At 70.3% G+C, this 18024-nt stretch carries 12 protein-coding genes; 2 read left to right on the top strand and 10 right to left on the bottom strand.

The window, feature by feature from the left end; translation table 11 throughout:
• Positions 1 to 6 precede the first annotated feature (6 nt).
• Positions 7 to 729: a family 16 glycosylhydrolase gene (locus tag FHT38_RS10180; RefSeq protein ID WP_183491671.1), complete on the top strand. Its 723-nt coding sequence runs from the start codon at positions 7 to 9 to the stop codon at positions 727 to 729.
• On the opposite strand, the gene FHT38_RS10175 is transcribed toward FHT38_RS10180, so the two are convergent.
• From FHT38_RS10175 to chvE, 4 genes are all read right to left on the bottom strand, one after another.
• On the bottom strand, positions 716 to 3721 hold the full coding sequence (locus FHT38_RS10175; RefSeq protein ID WP_183491670.1) for a sensor histidine kinase: 3006 nt from the start codon (positions 3719 to 3721) through the stop codon (positions 716 to 718). The genes FHT38_RS10180 and FHT38_RS10175 overlap by 14 nt on opposite strands.
• A gap of 130 nt (positions 3722 to 3851) precedes the next feature.
• On the bottom strand, positions 3852 to 5072 hold the full coding sequence (gene mmsB, locus FHT38_RS10170; RefSeq protein ID WP_183491669.1) for a multiple monosaccharide ABC transporter permease: 1221 nt from the start codon (positions 5070 to 5072) through the stop codon (positions 3852 to 3854).
• Positions 5065 to 6645 carry a sugar ABC transporter ATP-binding protein gene (locus FHT38_RS10165; RefSeq protein WP_183491668.1) on the bottom strand — a complete coding sequence of 527 codons (1581 nt, stop codon included), beginning with the start codon at positions 6643 to 6645 and terminating at the stop codon, positions 5065 to 5067. Before FHT38_RS10165 ends, mmsB begins: the two co-directional genes overlap by 8 nt.
• An 18-nt stretch (positions 6646 to 6663) precedes the next feature.
• Positions 6664 to 7764, bottom strand: coding sequence for a multiple monosaccharide ABC transporter substrate-binding protein (gene chvE, locus FHT38_RS10160; protein ID WP_183491667.1), 1101 nt, complete (start codon positions 7762 to 7764; stop codon positions 6664 to 6666).
• A gap of 225 nt (positions 7765 to 7989) precedes the next feature.
• On the opposite strand from chvE, the gene FHT38_RS10155 reads away from it, so the two are divergent.
• The gene (locus tag FHT38_RS10155) at positions 7990 to 8907 is read left to right on the top strand and encodes a LysR family transcriptional regulator (protein ID WP_183479583.1); all 918 of its coding nucleotides are present in this window, start codon (positions 7990 to 7992) and stop codon (positions 8905 to 8907) included.
• A gap of 73 nt (positions 8908 to 8980) precedes the next feature.
• On the opposite strand, the gene FHT38_RS10150 is transcribed toward FHT38_RS10155, so the two are convergent.
• The 6 genes from FHT38_RS10150 to FHT38_RS10125 all read right to left on the bottom strand — a co-directional run bounded on the left by FHT38_RS10150 (position 8981) and on the right by FHT38_RS10125 (position 18005).
• The gene (locus FHT38_RS10150; RefSeq protein WP_183491666.1) at positions 8981 to 10072 is read right to left on the bottom strand and encodes a porin; all 1092 of its coding nucleotides are present in this window, start codon (positions 10070 to 10072) and stop codon (positions 8981 to 8983) included.
• A gap of 29 nt (positions 10073 to 10101) precedes the next feature.
• Entirely contained in the window at positions 10102 to 11121 is a 1020-nt protein-coding gene (locus tag FHT38_RS10145) for a tripartite tricarboxylate transporter substrate binding protein (RefSeq protein ID WP_183491665.1), read from the bottom strand.
• Positions 11118 to 12218, bottom strand: coding sequence for a 4-oxalomesaconate tautomerase (locus FHT38_RS10140; protein ID WP_183491664.1), 1101 nt, complete (start codon positions 12216 to 12218; stop codon positions 11118 to 11120). The genes FHT38_RS10145 and FHT38_RS10140 overlap by 4 nt, the downstream gene beginning before the upstream one ends.
• A gap of 335 nt (positions 12219 to 12553) precedes the next feature.
• Positions 12554 to 14038: a 2-hydroxyglutaryl-CoA dehydratase gene (locus tag FHT38_RS10135; RefSeq protein ID WP_183491663.1), complete on the bottom strand. Its 1485-nt coding sequence runs from the start codon at positions 14036 to 14038 to the stop codon at positions 12554 to 12556.
• Positions 14035 to 17691, bottom strand: coding sequence for a BadF/BadG/BcrA/BcrD ATPase family protein (locus FHT38_RS10130; protein ID WP_221213754.1), 3657 nt, complete (start codon positions 17689 to 17691; stop codon positions 14035 to 14037). The genes FHT38_RS10135 and FHT38_RS10130 overlap by 4 nt, the downstream gene beginning before the upstream one ends.
• On the bottom strand, positions 17688 to 18005 hold the full coding sequence (locus FHT38_RS10125) for a hypothetical protein (protein ID WP_183491662.1): 318 nt from the start codon (positions 18003 to 18005) through the stop codon (positions 17688 to 17690). Before FHT38_RS10125 ends, FHT38_RS10130 begins: the two co-directional genes overlap by 4 nt.
• Positions 18006 to 18024 lie beyond the last annotated feature (19 nt).

The following is an 18024-nucleotide window of genomic DNA, read 5'->3' as shown; positions in this document are numbered from 1 at the left end:
ACAAGCATGACATTCCGATTCAAGCGCGCGCTGCGCGCGGCCCGGCTCATCGGCGCCATGGGCGCGATTGGCGCCGCGACCGTCGGTGCCGCCGGCACCGCGCACGCGGCCAGCTTCTTCGACGGCTTCGATGGCACCGGCGGCGCCGGGCCGGCGTGGGAGACGGCCACCTGGCACAACGGCACGCCCTTCGGCTGCGGCTTCGCCTACAGCGAGGTGTGGAAGGACGCCGGCAACATGGTGCTGAACGTCAATGCCGGCACCGGCCGCTGCGGCGAGATCCGGACCCAGCAGAGCTTCACCTACGGCAAGTTCACGACACGCCTGAAGGCGAGCACCTTCGCCGGCGGCAACGCCTCGTTCTTCCTCTACACCGGCACGGCGGGCACGGCCAGCCACTTCGAGATCGACATCGAGCTGATCAAGGGCGGCACGGTGCTGCACACCAACGTGTGGAAGGGCGGCGTGCAGAACTACAAGCAGTTCCCGATCGCGACCGGCTGGCAGACGCTGGGCTTCGAGTGGCGCGAGAACTTCGTGCGCTGGTTCACCGTCAACGCGCAGGGCGGCGAGACGACCATCCGTCACCAGATCGTCTCGGTCTCCACGCCGATGCGGCTGATGCTGAACCACTGGCGCGGCGACAACAGCCCTGATGCCATCGGCTTCCTGGGCCAGTGGAACGGCGGCGGCGGCCAGGCCCAGTACGACTGGGTCAAGGTCGAGTGAGGGCAGGGGGGCGGTGGAGCGGGGCGGTGAATTCGACCACCGTTCCGCCGCCCTCGGGGCAGCGCACCGAGAGCTGACCGCCGACGACCTCGGCGCGCTCGCGCATGCCGCTCAAGCCGAAGTGGCCCTCGCGCTCGCCCCGTCGCAGCACCTCGGGATCGATCCCCTGGCCGTCGTCGCGTACCTGCAGGCACAGCTGCCGCGCGTCGTAGCGCAGCTCGACGTCGATCCGCGTCGCCTGCGCATGGCGGAAGGCGTTGCGCAGCGCCTCGCCGGCGATGCGCACGGTTTCGTCGCGCAGCAGCGGATGCAGCTCCTGCGGCTTGCCTTGCACCTGGACATCCACCGGCAGCGCGCGGCCGCTTTCGCTGGAGAGCTCGCGCGCGAGCGTCCGCACGGCTTCCGCCAGGCTGTTCGTCTCCAGCGTCGACGCGCGCAATCCCTGCACGGTGTCGCGGCCCTCGGTGATCGCGCCGGCCACCTGGTCGATGGCGGTGTCCAGCACCCGCTTGGATTCGCGCGGGCGGTCGGGCAGCAGGTTGGACGCGGCTTGGAACTGCAGCAGCAGCCCATTGAAGCGCTGCAGCAGCGTGTCGTGCAAATCGCGCGCGATGCGCGTGCGTTCGGCGACGCGGCCCTCCAGCGTCGCCTCGAACTGCCGATGCAGTCGCCGCACGCGCAGCCGCAGCGCGAGCTGGAAGCCGGCCCAGATCAAGCCTGCGAGCACCACGAGGCTGCCCACGCGGAACCAGGTCGTCTGGTGGAGGGCGGGGAGGATCGTGAACTCGAGCTGCGCGCCGTCCTCGTTCCAGACGCCGCTGTTGTTGGCCGCCTTCACCTGGAATCGATACTGACCCGGCGGCAGGTTGGTGTAGCTGGCCTGGCGGCGGTCGACGGCCTCGCGCCAGTCGCTGTCGTGGCCTTCGAGCCGGTAGCGGAAGCGCGTGCGCAGCGGATCCGCCAGGCTCAGCGCGACGAAGTCGATCGTCATGTCCCGGATCCGCGGCGGCAGCCGCAGGCCTTGCTCGATCGGGTAGCTCTGGTGGTCGGCGGTCAGGCGCTCGATGTGCACGGGCGGCGGCACCGCGTTGGAGGGCATGTTCTCCGGATCCGCCCACAGCAGCTCGGCGCCCGCGATGAACCAGAGCTTGCCGTCGGGCTGCCGGGCTACCGGCGGATTGAAATAGGCCTGCGGGGTGACCATGAGCGGCACGCCATCCGTCACGCCCCAGGACACCGGCGAGACGCGGTGCGCCGGGTCGGCGATCCAGGACGCGAGATCGCCTCGGTCCACCCGCACCAGCCCGCAGGACGTGTACATCCACAGGGCGCCGCCCTGGTCCAGCGTCGACCAGTGGATCGTCTCGCAGGGCAGGCCGTTGGCTGGCGTCAGCGCCGTGACGCGACCGTCCTTGATGCGCTTGAGGCCCGTGGACCCGGTGGCCACCCACAGCGCGCCCTCGTCATCCACGCGCAGGCCGGTGACCTGGCCACGGCCCGGCACATGCGCGAAGCTGTAGTTCGCTTCGACCTTGCCATTCCTGACGTACGACACGCCGCTGCCATCCCAGAAGGACAGCCAGAGCCCGCCGCGATCGGCCACGACAAGCTGCGCCTGCTGCGAGTGCCCCAGCGCGGCCCACGGAATGTTCTCGGCGAAGCGGCCTTGATGCAGCCGCGCAAGCCCCTTGTTGCCGGACAGCCAGAGGTTGCCCGCGGCGTCCCCGGCCATCGCGTAGATCTCGCTGCTGGGCCCGCCGTCGACGGCGACGAAGCGCTCGTTGGCGAAATAGGCCAGCCCCGTGGCCGTGCTCACCCACAGGCGCCCCTGCGCGTCCTGGTACTGGGCCTGCACCTGCGCGGAGGGCAAGCCCTCCTGCTCCTTGAAGATGGACAGGCGACCGTCCTTCCACCGCGCCAGACCGCCGTTCGTGGCCACCCACAGGGCGCCGTCGGCGGCGGCCAGCACGGACCTGGTGACGTCGTCGGGCAGGCCCTGGCGTGTCGACAACGTGGTGACCGGCAACTTGCGGAAACGGTCCACGCCCCGTTCGCTGCCGTACCAGACGTTGCCCTCGCGATCCTCGAAGAGGCTGCATGCGATGTTTCCGGAAAGTCCCTCCATGCGCGTGAAGCTGTCGGCCTGGCCGTCCTTCACATGCAGCAGGCCCAGGCCCTCGGTGCCGATCCACAGCCCGCCATCGCGGTCGCGCAGCAGCTTGTTGGCCTTGACCTCCATGTCGGCCATCCATTCATCGGGCTTGGAAACCTTGCGGAATCGATGGGGCACCCACTGGTCGCCGGCCCGTTCCCAGAGCCCCTTGGACGCGATGCCGGCCAGGACCTGGCCGTCGGCGGTCGTGGTGAGGTCGCCCACGCGCGCGCCCGGCACGGGATAGCGCCGCGGCGTTTCGGGGCCCCACCGCCAGATGCCGGCCTCCGCTCCCACCCAGAGCTGGCCGGCGCGGTCCTCCGCCAGACTCCAGACAAAGTTGCCGAAGCCCCCCTCGGGCGCGGCGCACTGGATGCTCTTCCCGCGGATGGCGCACAGGCGCCCGGCCTGGCCCAGCAGGCCGGCCCAGACGGTGCCTTCGCGGTCCTCGATCAGCGAGGTCACGAAGGTCTGGCCGACCTCCGGATGCCGCGCGACGAACTTGCGTCCGTCCCAGCTCGAGAGTCCATGGAAGGTGCCGATCCACAGCGTGCCGTCCCGCGAGGCCAGCAGGCTGTAGGGGCCGCTGGGCAGCACCTGGCCGTCGGGTGGTTGCCACTCGGTGAATCGATGTCCGTCGAAACGGAACAGGCCCAGCGATCCGGCGATCCAGAGGTAGCCATCGGGGGTCTGCGCCATCGCGAAGACCAGTCCCAGCGAGGCGCCGTCGCGCGCGGTCCACGAGGTATGCGCGTACTGGGCGACCTGTCGCGGCGGATCAGCCGCCAGCGCCGGGGGCAGCGCGGTGCACAGCGCCGATGCCAGGAGCAGCCTCGTCACGAGGCGGCTTCGACCTTGGCCTTTCGGTGGGCTCACGGGCACTCCTTCGCGGCGGGCGACGCGTCGGCAGCGTATCGCGAATGCCGGCGGGCCGCATCCCGGGAGTGGTGGGGCGAGCGCGCCTTCGCGCCTATTTGCGCTTGTTGTAGACGTCGACGAACACGGCGGCCAGCAGCACCAGGCCCTTGATGACCTGCTGGTAGTCGATGCCGACGCCCAGGATGGACATGCCGTTGTTCATCACGCCCATCACGAAGGCGCCGATCACCGCGCCCATGATCTTGCCCACGCCGCCCGAGGCCGAAGCCCCGCCGACGAAGCAGGCGGCGATCACGTCGAGCTCGAAGCCCAGGCCCGCCTTGGGCGTGGCGGTATTGAGCCGCGCGGCGAAGACCAGGCCGGCCAGCGCCGCCAGCGCGCCCATGTTCACGAAGGTCAGGAAGGCGATGCGCTGCGTGCGCACGCCCGACAGCCGGGCCGCCTTCTCGTTGCCACCGACCGCGTAGACGCGACGGCCCAGCGTGGTGCGGCCGGCGATGAAGTCGTAGAGCAGCGTCAGCGCCACCATCACCACCATCACCGTGGGCAGGCCCTTGTAGGACGCCATCAGCCAGCTCATCGCGAGCACCGCGCCGGCCAGCAAGGCCTGCCGCAGCCAGAAGACCGGCCCGGGTTCGGTGTCCATGCCGTGCCGCAGCGCCGCGCTGCGGTGGCGCCAGGCCACGACCACCGCCACGGCGGTCAGCAGCAGGCCCAGGCCCAGCGTCGTCGGACGCGGGTCCTCCTGGCCGAAGAGCTCGGGCAGGAAACCGGCGCTCAGTGCCTGGAAGCTGTCGGGGAAAGGACCGAGCGACTGGCCTTGCAGCAACGCCAGCGCGAGGCCCTTGAACACCAGCATGCCGGCCAGCGTCACGATGAAGGACGGAATGCCCAGGTAGGCGACAAACCAGCCCTGCGCGCCCCCGATCACCGCGCCCGCGAGCAGGCAGACCAGCGCGGCGGGCAGCGCGGCCCATTCGTACTGCACCATCAGCACCGCCGCGAGCGCGCCGATGAAGCCGCACACCGAGCCCACCGAGAGGTCGATGTGGCCGGCGACGATCACCAGCAGCATGCCCAGCGCCATGATGACGATGTAGCTGTTCTGCAGGACCAGGTTGGTGAGGTTGAGCGGCTCCAGCAGCGTGCCGTCGGTCAGGAACTCGAAGAGCGCCATGATCGCCACCAGCGACAGCAACATGCCGTAGTCGCGCAGGTGGCGCTTGAGGAAATGGCCGATGCCGGCGGCCCCGGCGGCCGGGGAGGAGGGGCGGGCGGTTGGCGTGACGCTCGCCGCGATCGGTTCAGACATACGCGGTCTCTCCGGCGCCGACGATGGCGCCCATGATCATTTCCTGGGTCGTGCCGGCGGCCGGGAACTCCGCCACCAGACGCCCCTCGTTCATCACGTACAGCCGGTCGGACAGGCCCAGCAGCTCGGGCATCTCGGACGAGATCACCAGGATGCCGCAGCCCTGTTCGGCCAGGCCGGCGATCAGGCTGTAGATCTCGAACTTGGCGCCGACGTCGATGCCGCGCGTGGGCTCGTCCAGGATCAGCAGGCGCGGTTGCGAGAACAGCCACTTGGCCAGCACCACCTTCTGCTGGTTGCCGCCGGACAGGTGCACGACGCTCTGGTCGACGCCCGCGCAGCGCGTGGCCAGGCGTCGACGGTAGTCCTGCGCGACCTGGTGCTCGCGCGCGTTGTCCAGCACGCCGGCGCGCGAGACTTCCCGCAGGTTGGCCAGCGTCGTGTTGACGGCGATCGATTCGTCCAGCAGCAGTCCCAGCGACTTGCGGTCCTCGGTCACGTAGGCCAGGCCGGCGGCGATCGCCTTGGGCACGGTGGACACGTCGACCTCGCGGCCGTCCATCCAGGCGCTGCCGCTGATGCGCCGGCCGTAGCTGCGGCCGAAGACGCTCATCGCCAGCTCGGTCCGGCCCGCGCCCATGAGGCCGGCGATGCCGACGATCTCGCCGCGGCGCACCTTCAGGTTCACGCCCTTGACGACCTCCCGGCCCGCCTGCACCGGGTGCTGGGCGCGCCAGTCGCGGAGCTCGAACAGCAGGTCACCGATCTTGGGCGTGCGCCGAGGATAACGATCCGCCAGGTCGCGGCCGACCATGGCCTGGATGATGCGCGCCTCGCTGAGCGGCTCGCCCCGGCAATCGACGCTGAGGATGGAGCGCCCGTCGCGCAGCACGGTCAGGCCGTCGGCGACGCGGGTGACTTCCTTGAGCTTGTGCGAGATCAGGATGCAGGCGATGCCCTGCGCCCGCAGTTCCATCAGCAGCGCGAGCAGCGCGTCGCTGTCGGCCTCGTTGAGGCTGGAGGTGGGCTCGTCCAGGATCAGCAGCCGCACTTCCTTGGCCAGCGCCTTGGCGATCTCCACCAGCTGCTGCTGGCCGACGCCGAGTTCGCCGACCAGCGTGTCCGGCGACGCGCGCAGGCCGACGCGCGCCAGCAGCTCGACCGCGCGCTGGTGCATCGCGACGCGGTCGATGACGCCCCAGCGCGCCGGCTCGTGGCAGAGGAACAGGTTCTCCGCGATCGAGAGCTGCGGCACCAGCGCCAGCTCCTGGTGAATGATGATGATGCCCAGCTGCTCGCTGTCGGTGATGCCGGCGAAGCGGCGCACCTCGCCGTCGAAGCGGAGTTCGCCGCCGTAGTCGCCGCCGTGGTCGGGGTGCGGGTAGACGCCCGACACCACCTTCATCAGCGTCGACTTGCCGGCACCGTTCTCGCCGCACAGCGCATGGATTTCACCGGCGCGCACCGACAGCCGCACCTCCTCCAGCGCCGCGACGCCATGGAAGCGCTTGGTGATGCCGCGCAGCTCGAGCAGCGGGCCGGAGCCCGCGCCGTTCCCAGGAATCGGGTTCATGACTGCAAGTCCCGCGGATCAACGCAGCTGCGTGTCCTTGTAGTAGCCGCTGCCCACGAGCACGGCCTTCGCGTTGCTCGCGTCCACCGAGACCGGCTTGAGCAGCACGCTGGGCACGACCTTCACGCCGTTGTTGTAGGTCTTGGTGTCGTTGATCTGGGAGGGCGTCTTGCCCGACAGCATCTCGTCGCTGACGGTCGCCGCTGCCTGCGCGAGCTGGCGCGTGTCCTTGAACACGGTGCTGGCCTGCTCATTCTTGAGGATGGACTTGATCGACGGCAGTTCCGCGTCCTGGCCCGAGACGATGGGGCAGGGCTGCTTGGCGGTGCAGTAGCCGGCGCCCTTGAGCGAGGACAGGATGCCCAGGCTGATGCCGTCATACGGCGACAGCACCGCATGCAGCTTGTCCTTACCGTAGAACGCGGACAGCAGGTTGTCCATGCGGGCCTGCGCGGTGGCCGCGTCCCAGCGCAGCGTGCCGACCTTGCCGATGCCGAACTGCTTGCTGCGCACGACCAGCTTGCCGCTGTCGAGGTAGGGCTTGAGCACCGACATCGCGCCGTCGTAGAAGAAGGCCGCGTTGTTGTCGTCGGGGGAGCCGCCAAAGAGCTCGATGTTGAACGGCCCCTTGCCCTGCGCCAGGCCGAGCTTGTCGACCAGGCTCTGGCCCTGCATCACGCCGACCTGGAAGTTGTCGAAGGTGACGTAGTAGTCGACGTTCTTCGTGCCCTTGATGAGCCGGTCGTAGGCGACGATCTTGATGCCGCGGTCGGCCGCCTTCTGCAGCACCGGCGACAGCGCCGAGCCATCGATGGACGCGATCACCAGCACCTTCACCTTGCGGGTGATCAGGTTCTCGATCTGGGCGAGCTGGTTGGGGATGTCGTCCTCGGCGTACTGCAGGTCGACCTTGTAGCCCTTGGCCTGGAAGGCCTTGACCATGTTGTCGCCGTCGGCGATCCAGCGGGCCGAGCTCTTGGTCGGCATCGCGATGCCGACCAGGCCCTTGTCCTCGGCGCGGGCGCCGCCGGCCAGCAGGCCCAGCGTCGCGCCGCCGGCGATCGCCAGCGTCCGGATGACCGCGACGCGGCGTTTCACATTCGTTCCAAGCTTCGACATTGCCTTGTCTCCTGGCCGGTCGTCGTCTTGAACAGACGATCTGTGCGTGAACCGGCCTATTCGACGATGTTAGTTCGCGCGCTGCACTAATTAATCAGAACTAACCCTGTGATGCTCAACGCGCGGACTTCGGCGGCGCGCCCGCTAAGAGGCGCTTCCCGCCACAGGTGCGGCGGTGCGCGCTCAATGCATACTCGACATCAATTGACGGGAGCATTGCGTCGCATGAAATTCGATCTCCACGACCTCATCGCCTTTCGGGCCGCCGCGGAGCTGTCGAATTTCCGCAAGGCCGCCGAGGCGGTGCACATCTCGCAGCCCGCGTTCAGCCGGCGCATCGACAAGCTGGAGCAGGCGCTGGGCGTGAAGCTGTTCGAACGCACGACCCGGCGTGTCACGCTCACCGCGGTGGGGCGCGAGTTCGCCCGCAAGATCGGCCTGCTGCTGGACGAGCTGGATGAGACGCTGCTGACGGTGCGCGGAGTGGGCACCGGCCGGATGGGCGAGGTGACGGTGTCCAGCGTGCCGTCGACGGTCTACTACTTCCTCTCCCAGGTGATCCACCGCTACCGCGAGCGCTATCCCAAGCTGCGGGTGAAGATCCTGGACGCCAGCGCGAACGAGGTCCTGGCGGCGGTGTCGCGCGGAGAGTCCGACTTCGGGCTCAACTTCATCGGCAGTTCGGAGCCGGGCATCGAGTTCCGGCCGCTGCTCGAGGAGCGTTTCGTCGCGGCCTGCCGACGCGACCACCCGCTGGCGCGACGCCGCGAGGTCAGCTGGAGCCAGCTCGCCGCCCATGACTTCATCGCGGTGGCGAAGTCCTCCGGCAACCGGCTGCTGCTCGACCAGGCCCTGGCGCGCGTGAAGGACCGCCCCCAGCCGGTGTACGAGGCCCAGCACGTGACGACCTTGCTGGGGCTGGTGGAAGCGGGGCTGGGCGTGGCGGCGGTGCCGTCGATCGCGATGCCGGGGCCGGACCATCCACTGCTGGTCAGCGTGCCGTTGGTCGACCCGGTCGTCACGCGGCGCATCGGACTGATCACGCGTCAGGGCCGTCGGCTGTCGCCGGAGGCGCAGCAGCTGTACGACTTCCTGGCGGAGATGAAGCTGCCGCCGCGTGCGGTGCGGCGGCGCTCCCGATGATCGGCCGGGCCGATCCGGCGCCCGACCCGCAGCGCGCTGCCCGCGCCGCCCGCGATGCAGCCGCGCCCGCGTGTCAGAAGTTGTGGCGGATGCCGAGCTCGGTGCCGGTGGAGGACCGGCCCGCGGAGAGCCCAGCCGGACCGCCGGGCACGGCATAGGCCGCCACGCCATCGTTGTCGACACGCGCCACCTGGGCATAGACCGCCACCCGTTTGGAGAGGGCATGGACATAACCGAGGCCGAACTGGCGGGCATCGTTGGCACCGACAGCGACGGCACCGACTCGGCCGGCCATGTTGCTCGCCAGCCATTGGAACTTCAGTTCACCGCGCCCGAGCGGCACCCAGGCGCCGAGCATGCGCAGCGTCTGCGCGGCATTGGCCTGCCGGAAGCGGCGCTGCGTCACGGCCACGCGCACCACGCCGAAGTCGTAGCCGCCGCCGATCAGCGTGTCGTTGAAATCGCCGCTGGCCGCGATGACGTTGTTCTCGCTTCTCACATGCGCCGCGTACAGGGACGCCGCGCCCTTCACGTAACCCAGCCGGGCCCCGATCAGCTTGTTGGCGCCCTGGGCCTGCGTGCCGCCTTCCGACGCGGCCACCATCACGCCGCACTCCAGGCCGCCGAAGCGGTCGGGCAACAGCCACTGCACCGAGTTGCTGCTGCGCACCAGCGTGTTGGGACTGCTGCCGAAGGCCGAGCGGATCGGACCAGCGGGCGCGGCGGTGTAGAGGTTGGTCGAGCCGGCCACGCCAACGTGGCTGAAGGGGTCCTGCTTGACCCACACGGTGTAGGTCGGCACGTAATCGCGGCCGGCGCGCAGCTCGCCGAGCTCGCGGCTGGCCAGGCTGAGCGTGGCGCGGCGATCCCAGAACTGGCTCGCGCTGGTCGCGGCGCCGGTGTCGAGCGCGATGCCGTGTTCCAGATGGAAGCCGGCGGACCAGCCGGCACCCAGGTCCTCGGACCCGCGCACGACGAGCCGACTGGTCGCGTTGCCGCCGCTGATCAGGGACTGGAGACGGCCGGCACCGTCGTTGCGCACGCTGCGCACCGCGGCATCGACGACACCGGACAGCGTCACGCTGCCCTGGGCGGCGGCCGCGGCGGCGCAGGTGCCCAGCGCGGTGGCCGCGGCGATCCGCAGCAGGGGGGAGGGGAGTGTCATGCGGAGGGCTCCTCGAGGCGTTCTGCTGCTCATTCGGCGGTCAACCTGGCCTTCTGAACGACGGCCTTCCATTTCGTCAGCTCGCTCTTGACGAGCGTGCCGAGCTGCTCCGGCGTGCTGGCCTCGACGTCGGCACCGTGGTCCTCGATGCGCTTGATGACCTCCTTGTCGGCCAGCACCTGGTTGAGGGCCTTGTTCAGCTTGTCGACGATGGGACGGGGTGTTCGCGCCGGCGCGAAGACGCCGTACCACTGCTGCACCTCGACGCCGTCGACGCCCGCTTCCTTGAGCGTCGGCACATCGGGCAGCAGGGGGCTGCGCCGCGGTCCGGCGACGGCCAGCGGCTTGAGCTTGCCGGCCTTCACATAGGGGATCGCGGTGAAGAGGCTGGGGAACATGAACTGTGTCTGGCCGCCCAGCGTGTCGGTGATGGCGGGCGCCGAGCCCTTGTAGGGCACGCCCAGCATGTCGACACCGGCATTGAGCTTGAAGAGCTCGGCGGCGAAGTGGGGCGCCGTGCCGTTGCCGGCGGAGGCATAGCTGTAGCGGTCGGGTTTGGCCTTGAGCTGGGACGCGAGGTCCCGGACGTCCTTCACCGGCGCCAGGGCATTGGCGACCATCAGCGTCGGCGAATAACCCACCAGGCCGACCGGCTCGAAGTCGGCCACCGGGTCGTAGCGGAGTTTCTGCAGTGCCGGGTTCATCGCATGCGTCCCGACGTAGCCCAGCATCAGCGTGTGGCCGTCCGGCGCCGCGCGGGCGACGAATTCACTGGCGATCGCGCCGTTGGCGCCGGCGCGGTTGTCGATGATGACCGTCTGGCCCAGCAGCGGTCCGAGCTTCTGCGCGATGGTGCGCGCCATCGCATCGTTGCCGCCGCCCGCCGCCGTCGGCACGACGATGGTGATCGTCCGCGTGGGATAGGCGATGGGGGCGACGGTTGGCGCGGCGGCGGGCGCCGCGATGGGGACGGCGAGGGCGCTGATGGCCGTGAGGGCGGTGAGAGCGGCGGTGGCCACCAGCGCCACGGGCGCGAGCAGAGTCTTCATCGGTTTGTCTCCTTCGTTGATGTCGAGAACACGTCCTCGGGCAGATGCAACTCGCCCTGCAGGATCTTTCTGGCAGTGCGCACGAGCGCGGCGCGCTGGATCGAGGCCGCCTCGCCCTGGCCGGCGACCAGGACCTCGATGGCGATGCGTCCCTGCGGATGCAGCACGGACACGGTGCGCGTCCCGTCGCGCGCGGGCGCGCCGCTGGCAACGGTGCCGGGCAAGGCGAAGGCGGTGGCGACGCCGATCGCACCCGTCACCGCATGGGCGGCGTGGCAGCGGCGCGGCGTGAAGTAGCGGGAGGTGATGCTGTCCAGGTCGTCGCCGGCGCTCACGATCACCGGCTTGGGCACGACGCTCGCCGACACGTCGCCCAGGCCCATGGCCAGCCCGGCGGCACGACGGACCGCTTCGATGCGAGCCAGCAAGGCGGCATCCGCGTCGAGTTGGGCCGGGGTTTCGCGACCGTGCAGGCCGAGGTCCGCGGCGCGCAGCAGGACGAGCGGCATGGCGGCATCGATGCAGGTCACCGGCAGGCCGTCGATGGCGTCGATGCGGCGGCCGGTCGGGAACAACGATCCGGTGACCGAGCCCCAGGCATCGAGGAAGTTCAGGCGGATGGGCGCCGCGGCACCGGCGACGCCGTCGATGCTGGTGTCGCCGGCGTAGACCACGCGCCGGCCGGGGGTCAGCACGGTCACGTCGATGCGCGAGCGGGTGTTGACGTTGAACACGCGGACCGTCGTTTCGCCGTCCTGGGCATCGATCAGGCCCTGTTCGATCGCGAACGGCGCGACGCCCGAGAGCATGTTTCCGCAGTTCGGCCGCGTGTCCACCGAGCGCTGGCCGACGCCGACCTGGGCGAACAGGTAGTCGACGTCGCAGCCCGGTTCCTTGGACCGGGACACGATGGCCACCTTGGAGGTCAGCGAGTTGCCGCCACCGACGCCGTCGAGCTGCAGCAGGTCGCTGGCGCCGATGGCGCCGATCAGCGCCTCGTCACGCTGGCGTTCGTCGGCGGGCAGCCAGTCGCGCAGGAAGAACGGGCCTCGGGAGGTGCCCGCACGCATCAGGACGCAGGGGATGGTTCGTGTCATGGAGCGGCATGCTCGGCCATGCCGTTGATGACGTGAAGTGCATCGTTTGGATCAATAAATGCGTGGGACGCAAGGATGTGCCGGCGGTTGCGAAGTGGCGCCGTTAGGCGGGAACGCGCGTTGGTGGATCACGGAACGCGAACGGAGCCAGTGAGCTCGATAACGAATGGGTCAAGGACAGCGCATGAATGCAGGTTTGAGTGATTGACAATGTGCATTATGTGATGTTATCGCCGCCATCTTTGAGAGCTCCCCATCTGGCATTCCGGTGGGCAACAACCAGTTCGTCGTACGAGTCCCCGATGCGAGCGCGAAGCCGGGCCGGCCCGGCCTGCTCAGGTGCCGGCCGCCCGTTCGGCGGCCGCCAGCCGCTTGGCCTTGAATAGGTCGCGCAGCACCCGGCTGTGGGCATTGGCCGCGCCGTCGCCGGTGGTCTCGATGCTGCAGAAGATCGCCTGCGGGTACTTCTCGGTCACCAGCGCCTGCACGCCGTCGGACACGCCGGACGACGGCATGCAGCCGAAGGGCTTGACGCTCACCACCATGTGGGCCTTGCGCGCGGTGACGCTCTGGATCAGCTTGCCGACCTCCATGTGCCCCTCGCCGCCTCGCAGGTGGTTGTCGTAGAACGGGTGCGACAGCGTCGCGATCTCGTCGAGGTTGCACAGCCGGCGCGCCGGCAAGCCGAGTACCGCCGCATACAGCGCATAGCAGCCGCGCAGGCCGGCCTCGGCGGCGCGCGCCGCCGCCAGCCGGCGCCAGGGCGACCTGCCGGCCAGGCCGTGGCGACCGCCGTCGTGCCGCGGGAGCGCCATCCGCCGCCGCGTGTCCCAGCGCATCTGCCAGAGGTTGTAGAGCAGCCAGGCGGTGACCGGCTGCACCAGCACCTCGGCGCCCTCGGACTCGAGGAAAGCCTGCAGCCGGTAGTTGCCGTCGCCTTCGGTGGTCATCGCCCAGAACTCGCCGATCACCGACACCTTGGGCTTGACCCGCGCGCGGTCCAGCTCGACCGCGCCCAGCAGCCGCCGGCATCGCCACAGCGCCGCCAGGACGCTGCCGCGCACCGCCAGCGCGTTGTGCAGCACCGCCTTGCAGCGGGCCAGCGCCGCCTGCGTCGCGCCCGGATCGCGCTCATACGGCCGCAGCCGGTAGCCCATCGCGTTGAGCACGTCGCCGGCCACCACCGCCCGCAGCAGCGCGAAGAAGAAGCGTCGATCCAGCACCAGCCCGTCGCCATCGCCGCAGGCCTGTCGCAGGCCGCCCTGCTGCTGGAACAGCAGCACGCGGAAGCCCTCGAAGCCGGCATCGCGCAGCGCCTTGCGGTACTCGGTCGCGTAGGTCCCGAAGCGGCACGGCCCGCAGGCCCCGGCGGTGACGAAGACATGCCGCGCGATGATCTCGCGCGGGCTCAGGCCTTGCTCGTCGCGCAGCCGCTGCAGGTGATGGACGAGATTGCCGACGGTGAAGTAGGTGGGATTGCACTGGCCACGGTTGCCGAACTCGCGCCCGACGCGCAAGGCCTCGTCGTCCGGCGTGCCCAGCACCTCCACCCGGTAGCCGAGGCCCCGCAGCGCGCCCTGGATCAGCAGGTCCTGCGCCTGCGTCAGCCCGCCGCACAGCAGCGTCGTGCCGGCGCGCTCGTCGCGCGTGAAGGGCCGCGGCGCCGGATCGCGCCACTGCGCCACCGGCACCTCGGTCAGTCCCAGCCGCGCACGTTCCTCGCGCTCGAAGGCCTCGAGCTCGCGTTCGATCTCGGCGGCCCGCGCCAGCTCGTCGCGCAGCCAGATCACCGGGCGGTCGCCCTCGTCCGTCAATCTCATGAGGTCCTCCGGTGGATGGTGATCGGATGCGCCTTCGCGGCGGTGTCGCAGGCCCGCCCGGTGGTCGGCTCCAGCGGCGCGAATCGCGGCACCGTCTCCTCGCCCAGCCAGGCCGCGTAGTCGCGCTCCGAGGCCGGAGCGTGCGTCGCGAGGCCATCGAGGCCGCCCTTTTCCTCACGGTTGACCTCGCCGTCACGTGCCCTCGCCCGCGCTCGCAGCTCGCGCCGCTTCGCCTCGATGCGCCGCGCCAGCTCGTCCTTGGCGGCATGCAGGTCCTGCAAGCGCTCGGCGTGGCGCTGCAGCGTATGCCCATAGGTGCGCACCCGGATCTTCAGCGAGCCCGACGGTTTGTTGGCGTCCAGGTCGTGCAGCGCCGAATACGGCGTCGCGCTCGCCGCGACGATGTTGTCGATCATTCCGTAGGTGGGCGCGTCGTGGCCGCATTTGAAGCTCGACAGGTCCAGCACCACCAGGTTGGGATGCCGGGCGGCGAACTTGGCGGCCCAGACCTTCTCGGCGCTGTTGGTCGAATAGGCCTCGGGCCAGACATCGGCCACGCCCAGCGGGTCGCCGCCCTCCCCGGCGAAGAAACGCGCCAGCCACTGCGGATCCTTCGGGATCGAGCGGATCGACAGCACCGGATAACCCAGCGCCTGGAACTCGTCGAGCACGCCATGGTGCAGTCCCGGATCCGCGTGATACGGCCTCGCCAGCAGCAGGATGCCGACCCGTCCTTCGTCCTCGAGCTGCGCCAGCAGCTGCATGCCGCGGCGCTGCATCTCGCTGTCGAAGGCGCGCAGCGCAGCCCAGCCCTCGTCGACGGCGAAGTCGCTCTCGTCCCGCGTCACGCCCAGGCGCTCGCCCCAGGCCTCGAACATCTGCTGCTTCATGAAGTGGGGCTCGCACAGCGAGATCGCCGGGTCGACATAGACCACGCCCTCGCGCGCGAAATGGTCGACCTCCTGCGTGAAGGCCGCGCGCATCACCTTGGGCACGCCGGCCACGATCGGGCAGGCCGTCGTGTCGGGCAGACCGCGCACGAAGCTCGGTACATGCGTCAGACAGGGGAAGAACAGGAAGTCCAGCGGCCGCTCCCGGTGCTTCACCTTCAGCAGGTCGTGGATGTGCGCCTGCACCACCTTCGACGGGAAGCACGGATCGATCGACCCGTAGCGGCTGCCGGCCTCCCACAGTTCCTCGCTGGTGACGTCGGAGAACACGATCTGGCGCGGGGGCACGCCCAGCGTCTCGAAGTAGGCGCGCCACAGCGGCGCGGTCGAGTACATGTTCAGCACCCGCGGCATGCCGATGCGCAAGCCGGCCCGCCGCGACGCGCCGTCCGAGCGCTCGAAGCTGCGCGCCGCGCGGGCGCGCCAGGGCAGCAGCGCCGCCGTTGCCCAGCCGCGCGAGCGCCGCCCCGGATCGACGGGCGAGCCCGCCTCAGGCAGCGGCCGCGGCGCGGCCCCCGCCTTGAAGGCCAGGCCAGCCTCGTAGTCGACCAGGTTGGGGAACTGCGCCTTCAGCGACTTGCGGTGCGACACCAGCGCCTTGAGCGCGTCCTTGGACTCGACGGTCCCGTGCTCGCAGGAGAAACCGGCGATGTAGCGGCTGTTGCGGCCCTGCGGGGTCGCCGCGTCGATGAAGGTGCGACGGCAGGCGTTGGCGCAAAAGTGGCAGACGGTGCCCTCGTCGTTGCGGGACGTCCAGGCCAGGCCGATTGCCGCGTCCACGCCGACGAAGCGGCTGTGGCCGCGCCGCGCGACGATGCGTCGCGCCTCCAGCGCCGCGCCGATGGCGCCGGCCTCGCCGCAGTGCGGATGCACGCGCACGATCGCGCCGGGCACGCGCTCGACGAGGTAATCGTGCTGCGCCTTCACCGCGGCCAGGTTGTGCTGCGTCCCGCCCTGCAGCACGAAGACGCGGCCAAGCTCCGCCAGTCGCGGCAGCTGCACGACGTACTGCCAGATGTTCTTCGGCAGCACCAGCGCGAGGCCGGCCATCAGTTCCTCCTTGCCGTAGCCCTCCTTCTGGAAGGTGACGCGGTCGGTGTCGAGGAACACGGCACAGCCGTAGTTGAAGCGCGGGCTCATCCGCGCGCGGAAGGCCAGCGCCGCGTAGTCGGAGAGCGCGACGCCGAACTGGCTCGCCATCGCCTGCAGCAGCATGCCGTTGCCGGCCGAGCACTGGTTGGACAGGCGGAAGTTGCGGATCTCGCCGCCGGCCATGAACAGCACCTTGATGTCCTGGCCGCCGACGTCGCAGACCACGTCGACATCGTCGAAGGCCTGCCGCGCCGACATCATGTGCGCCACCGTCTCGACGATGTTGGCGTCGACCTCGAGCGTCTCCTCCAGCAGGTCCGCCGCGTATCCGGTCGCGCCGGCGCCCAGCACCTCCAGCGCCGCGCCCTGCCCGGCCACGAAGCCGCGCACGCGGCGCAGGATCTCCTGCACGTCGGCGAGCGGATTGCCGCGCGAGAGTTGGTAGTCCTTGAACAGGACCTCGCCGCCCTCGTCGACCAGCACCGCCTTGGACGAGGTCGACCCGCCGTCGATGCCGAGGAACGCGCGCACCCGCTGGCCCGGCGAGAAGACCGCCGGCACGAACGGCGCCTGGCGGAAGCGCTTGATGAAGGCGTCGCGCGCTTCGTCGCTGGCCACCAGCCCGGGTCCTTGCGCCGGCAGCACGCGCGCGCCGCGGCCACGCGCGATCGAGGCGCGCAGCGCCCCTGCGCCGGCGTAGCGGCCGATGTCCGGCGCCTCCTGCATCCCGTACACCGCGGCGCCGTAGGCCGCGTACAGCGCGGCGTTCCCGGGCACGACGACGAGGTCCTCGATCGGGGCGCCCTCCGGCAACGCGGTCCCGCGCGAGGCCCACAGCTCGGCGATGCGCTGGCGCCAGCAGGCCTGCAGGAACGGCAGATAGGTGTTGGGACCGCCCAGCAGCAGCACGCGCGGCTGCAGCGTGTGGCCGCGGGTCAGCACCGTGAGGTTCTGCGCCACGATCGCGTCGGCCAGCGAGCACATGACCTCGGCCGACGGGATGCCGGCCTTGAGCAGGCCGACGATGTCGGTCTCGGCGAAGACGCCGCACTTGGCCGCGACCGGGTGCAGCCTGGCCGGTTCCCAGGCGAGCGCGCCCAGCGCCTCGGGCGCGAGCGCGGCCTTGAGCACGCACTTGTCGATCGTCGCGCCGGTGCCGGAGGCGCACTTGTCGTTCATCGACGCGATCACGCGCCGGTCCGCGTTCGAGGCGCCCGGCGGCGCCGGCTTGTAGATGATGATCTTGGCGTCCTGGCCGCCGAGCTCGATCACGCTGCCGACGTCCGGATGCAGCGCCTCGACGGCGAGCGTGACCGCGTTGACCTCCTGCACGAACTTCGCGCCGAGCAGCGTCGCCAGCGGCGGCCCGCCGGAGCCGGTGACGAAGGCGCGCGTCGTGTCGGCGTCCAGCTCGCCGAAGCGGGCCTCGATCGCGGCCAGCTGCGCGTCCAGCGCGTCGGCCTGCCGCGTCTCGTGGCGGCGGTAGTCGGACCAGAGGATCCCGCCGCTGGCCGCGTCGACGACCACGGTCTTGACGGTGGTGGAACCGATGTCGATGCCCAGGATCCGCGCGCCGGGCCGCATGTCGGAACGGGCCTCGGGCCGTGTCATCGACGCCCCTCGATCAGGACGACGGTCTCGTCCGGCGGCGGCAGGCCGCGCAGCCGTCGCCACGCGAACTGCAGGCAACGCCGCCAGGGCGCGGCCGCCGGCGCCGGCACCAAGGCCAACGGTGCTTCCTGCGCCGGCGCATCGGGCGCGGGCGCCACCGGCAGGGCCGGCGACAGCCCCAGCATCCTCACCACCTCGCGGTTGCCCACGCTGCGCTGCAGTCGCAGCACCGACCGGGCCCAGACGGCCTGGCCGCCGCGCGACGACACGGGCGGTGCCGCGAGGCGGAGCGGTTCGGGATTGAGGTCCGGCATGGTGTCTCCTCGAAAGCCA

The sequence above is a fragment of the Mitsuaria sp. BK041 genome (genome assembly GCF_014193085.1).
In the GTDB taxonomy this organism is placed as follows: domain Bacteria; phylum Pseudomonadota; class Gammaproteobacteria; order Burkholderiales; family Burkholderiaceae_C; genus Roseateles.
This window is presented reverse-complemented; position numbering and strand designations above follow the sequence as displayed.

Bases quoted from the DNA above. Each gene is read 5' to 3' on its own strand.
- mmsB (WP_183491669.1), bottom strand. From the start codon at position 5,072: ATGTCTGAACCGATCGCGGCGAGCGTCACGCCAACCGCCCGCCCCTCC.
- FHT38_RS10145 (WP_183491665.1), bottom strand. From the start codon at position 11,121: ATGAAGACTCTGCTCGCGCCCGTGGCGCTGGTGGCCACCGCCGCTCTC.
- FHT38_RS10155 (WP_183479583.1), top strand. From the start codon at position 7,990: ATGAAATTCGATCTCCACGACCTCATCGCCTTTCGGGCCGCCGCGGAG.
- FHT38_RS10135 (WP_183491663.1), bottom strand. From the start codon at position 14,038: ATGAGATTGACGGACGAGGGCGACCGCCCGGTGATCTGGCTGCGCGAC.
- FHT38_RS10180 (WP_183491671.1), top strand. From the start codon at position 7: ATGACATTCCGATTCAAGCGCGCGCTGCGCGCGGCCCGGCTCATCGGC.
- FHT38_RS10140 (WP_183491664.1), bottom strand. From the start codon at position 12,218: ATGACACGAACCATCCCCTGCGTCCTGATGCGTGCGGGCACCTCCCGA.
- chvE (WP_183491667.1), bottom strand. From the start codon at position 7,764: ATGTCGAAGCTTGGAACGAATGTGAAACGCCGCGTCGCGGTCATCCGG.
- FHT38_RS10150 (WP_183491666.1), bottom strand. From the start codon at position 10,072: ATGACACTCCCCTCCCCCCTGCTGCGGATCGCCGCGGCCACCGCGCTG.
- FHT38_RS10125 (WP_183491662.1), bottom strand. From the start codon at position 18,005: ATGCCGGACCTCAATCCCGAACCGCTCCGCCTCGCGGCACCGCCCGTG.
- FHT38_RS10130 (WP_221213754.1), bottom strand. From the start codon at position 17,691: ATGACACGGCCCGAGGCCCGTTCCGACATGCGGCCCGGCGCGCGGATC.
- FHT38_RS10165 (WP_183491668.1), bottom strand. From the start codon at position 6,645: ATGAACCCGATTCCTGGGAACGGCGCGGGCTCCGGCCCGCTGCTCGAG.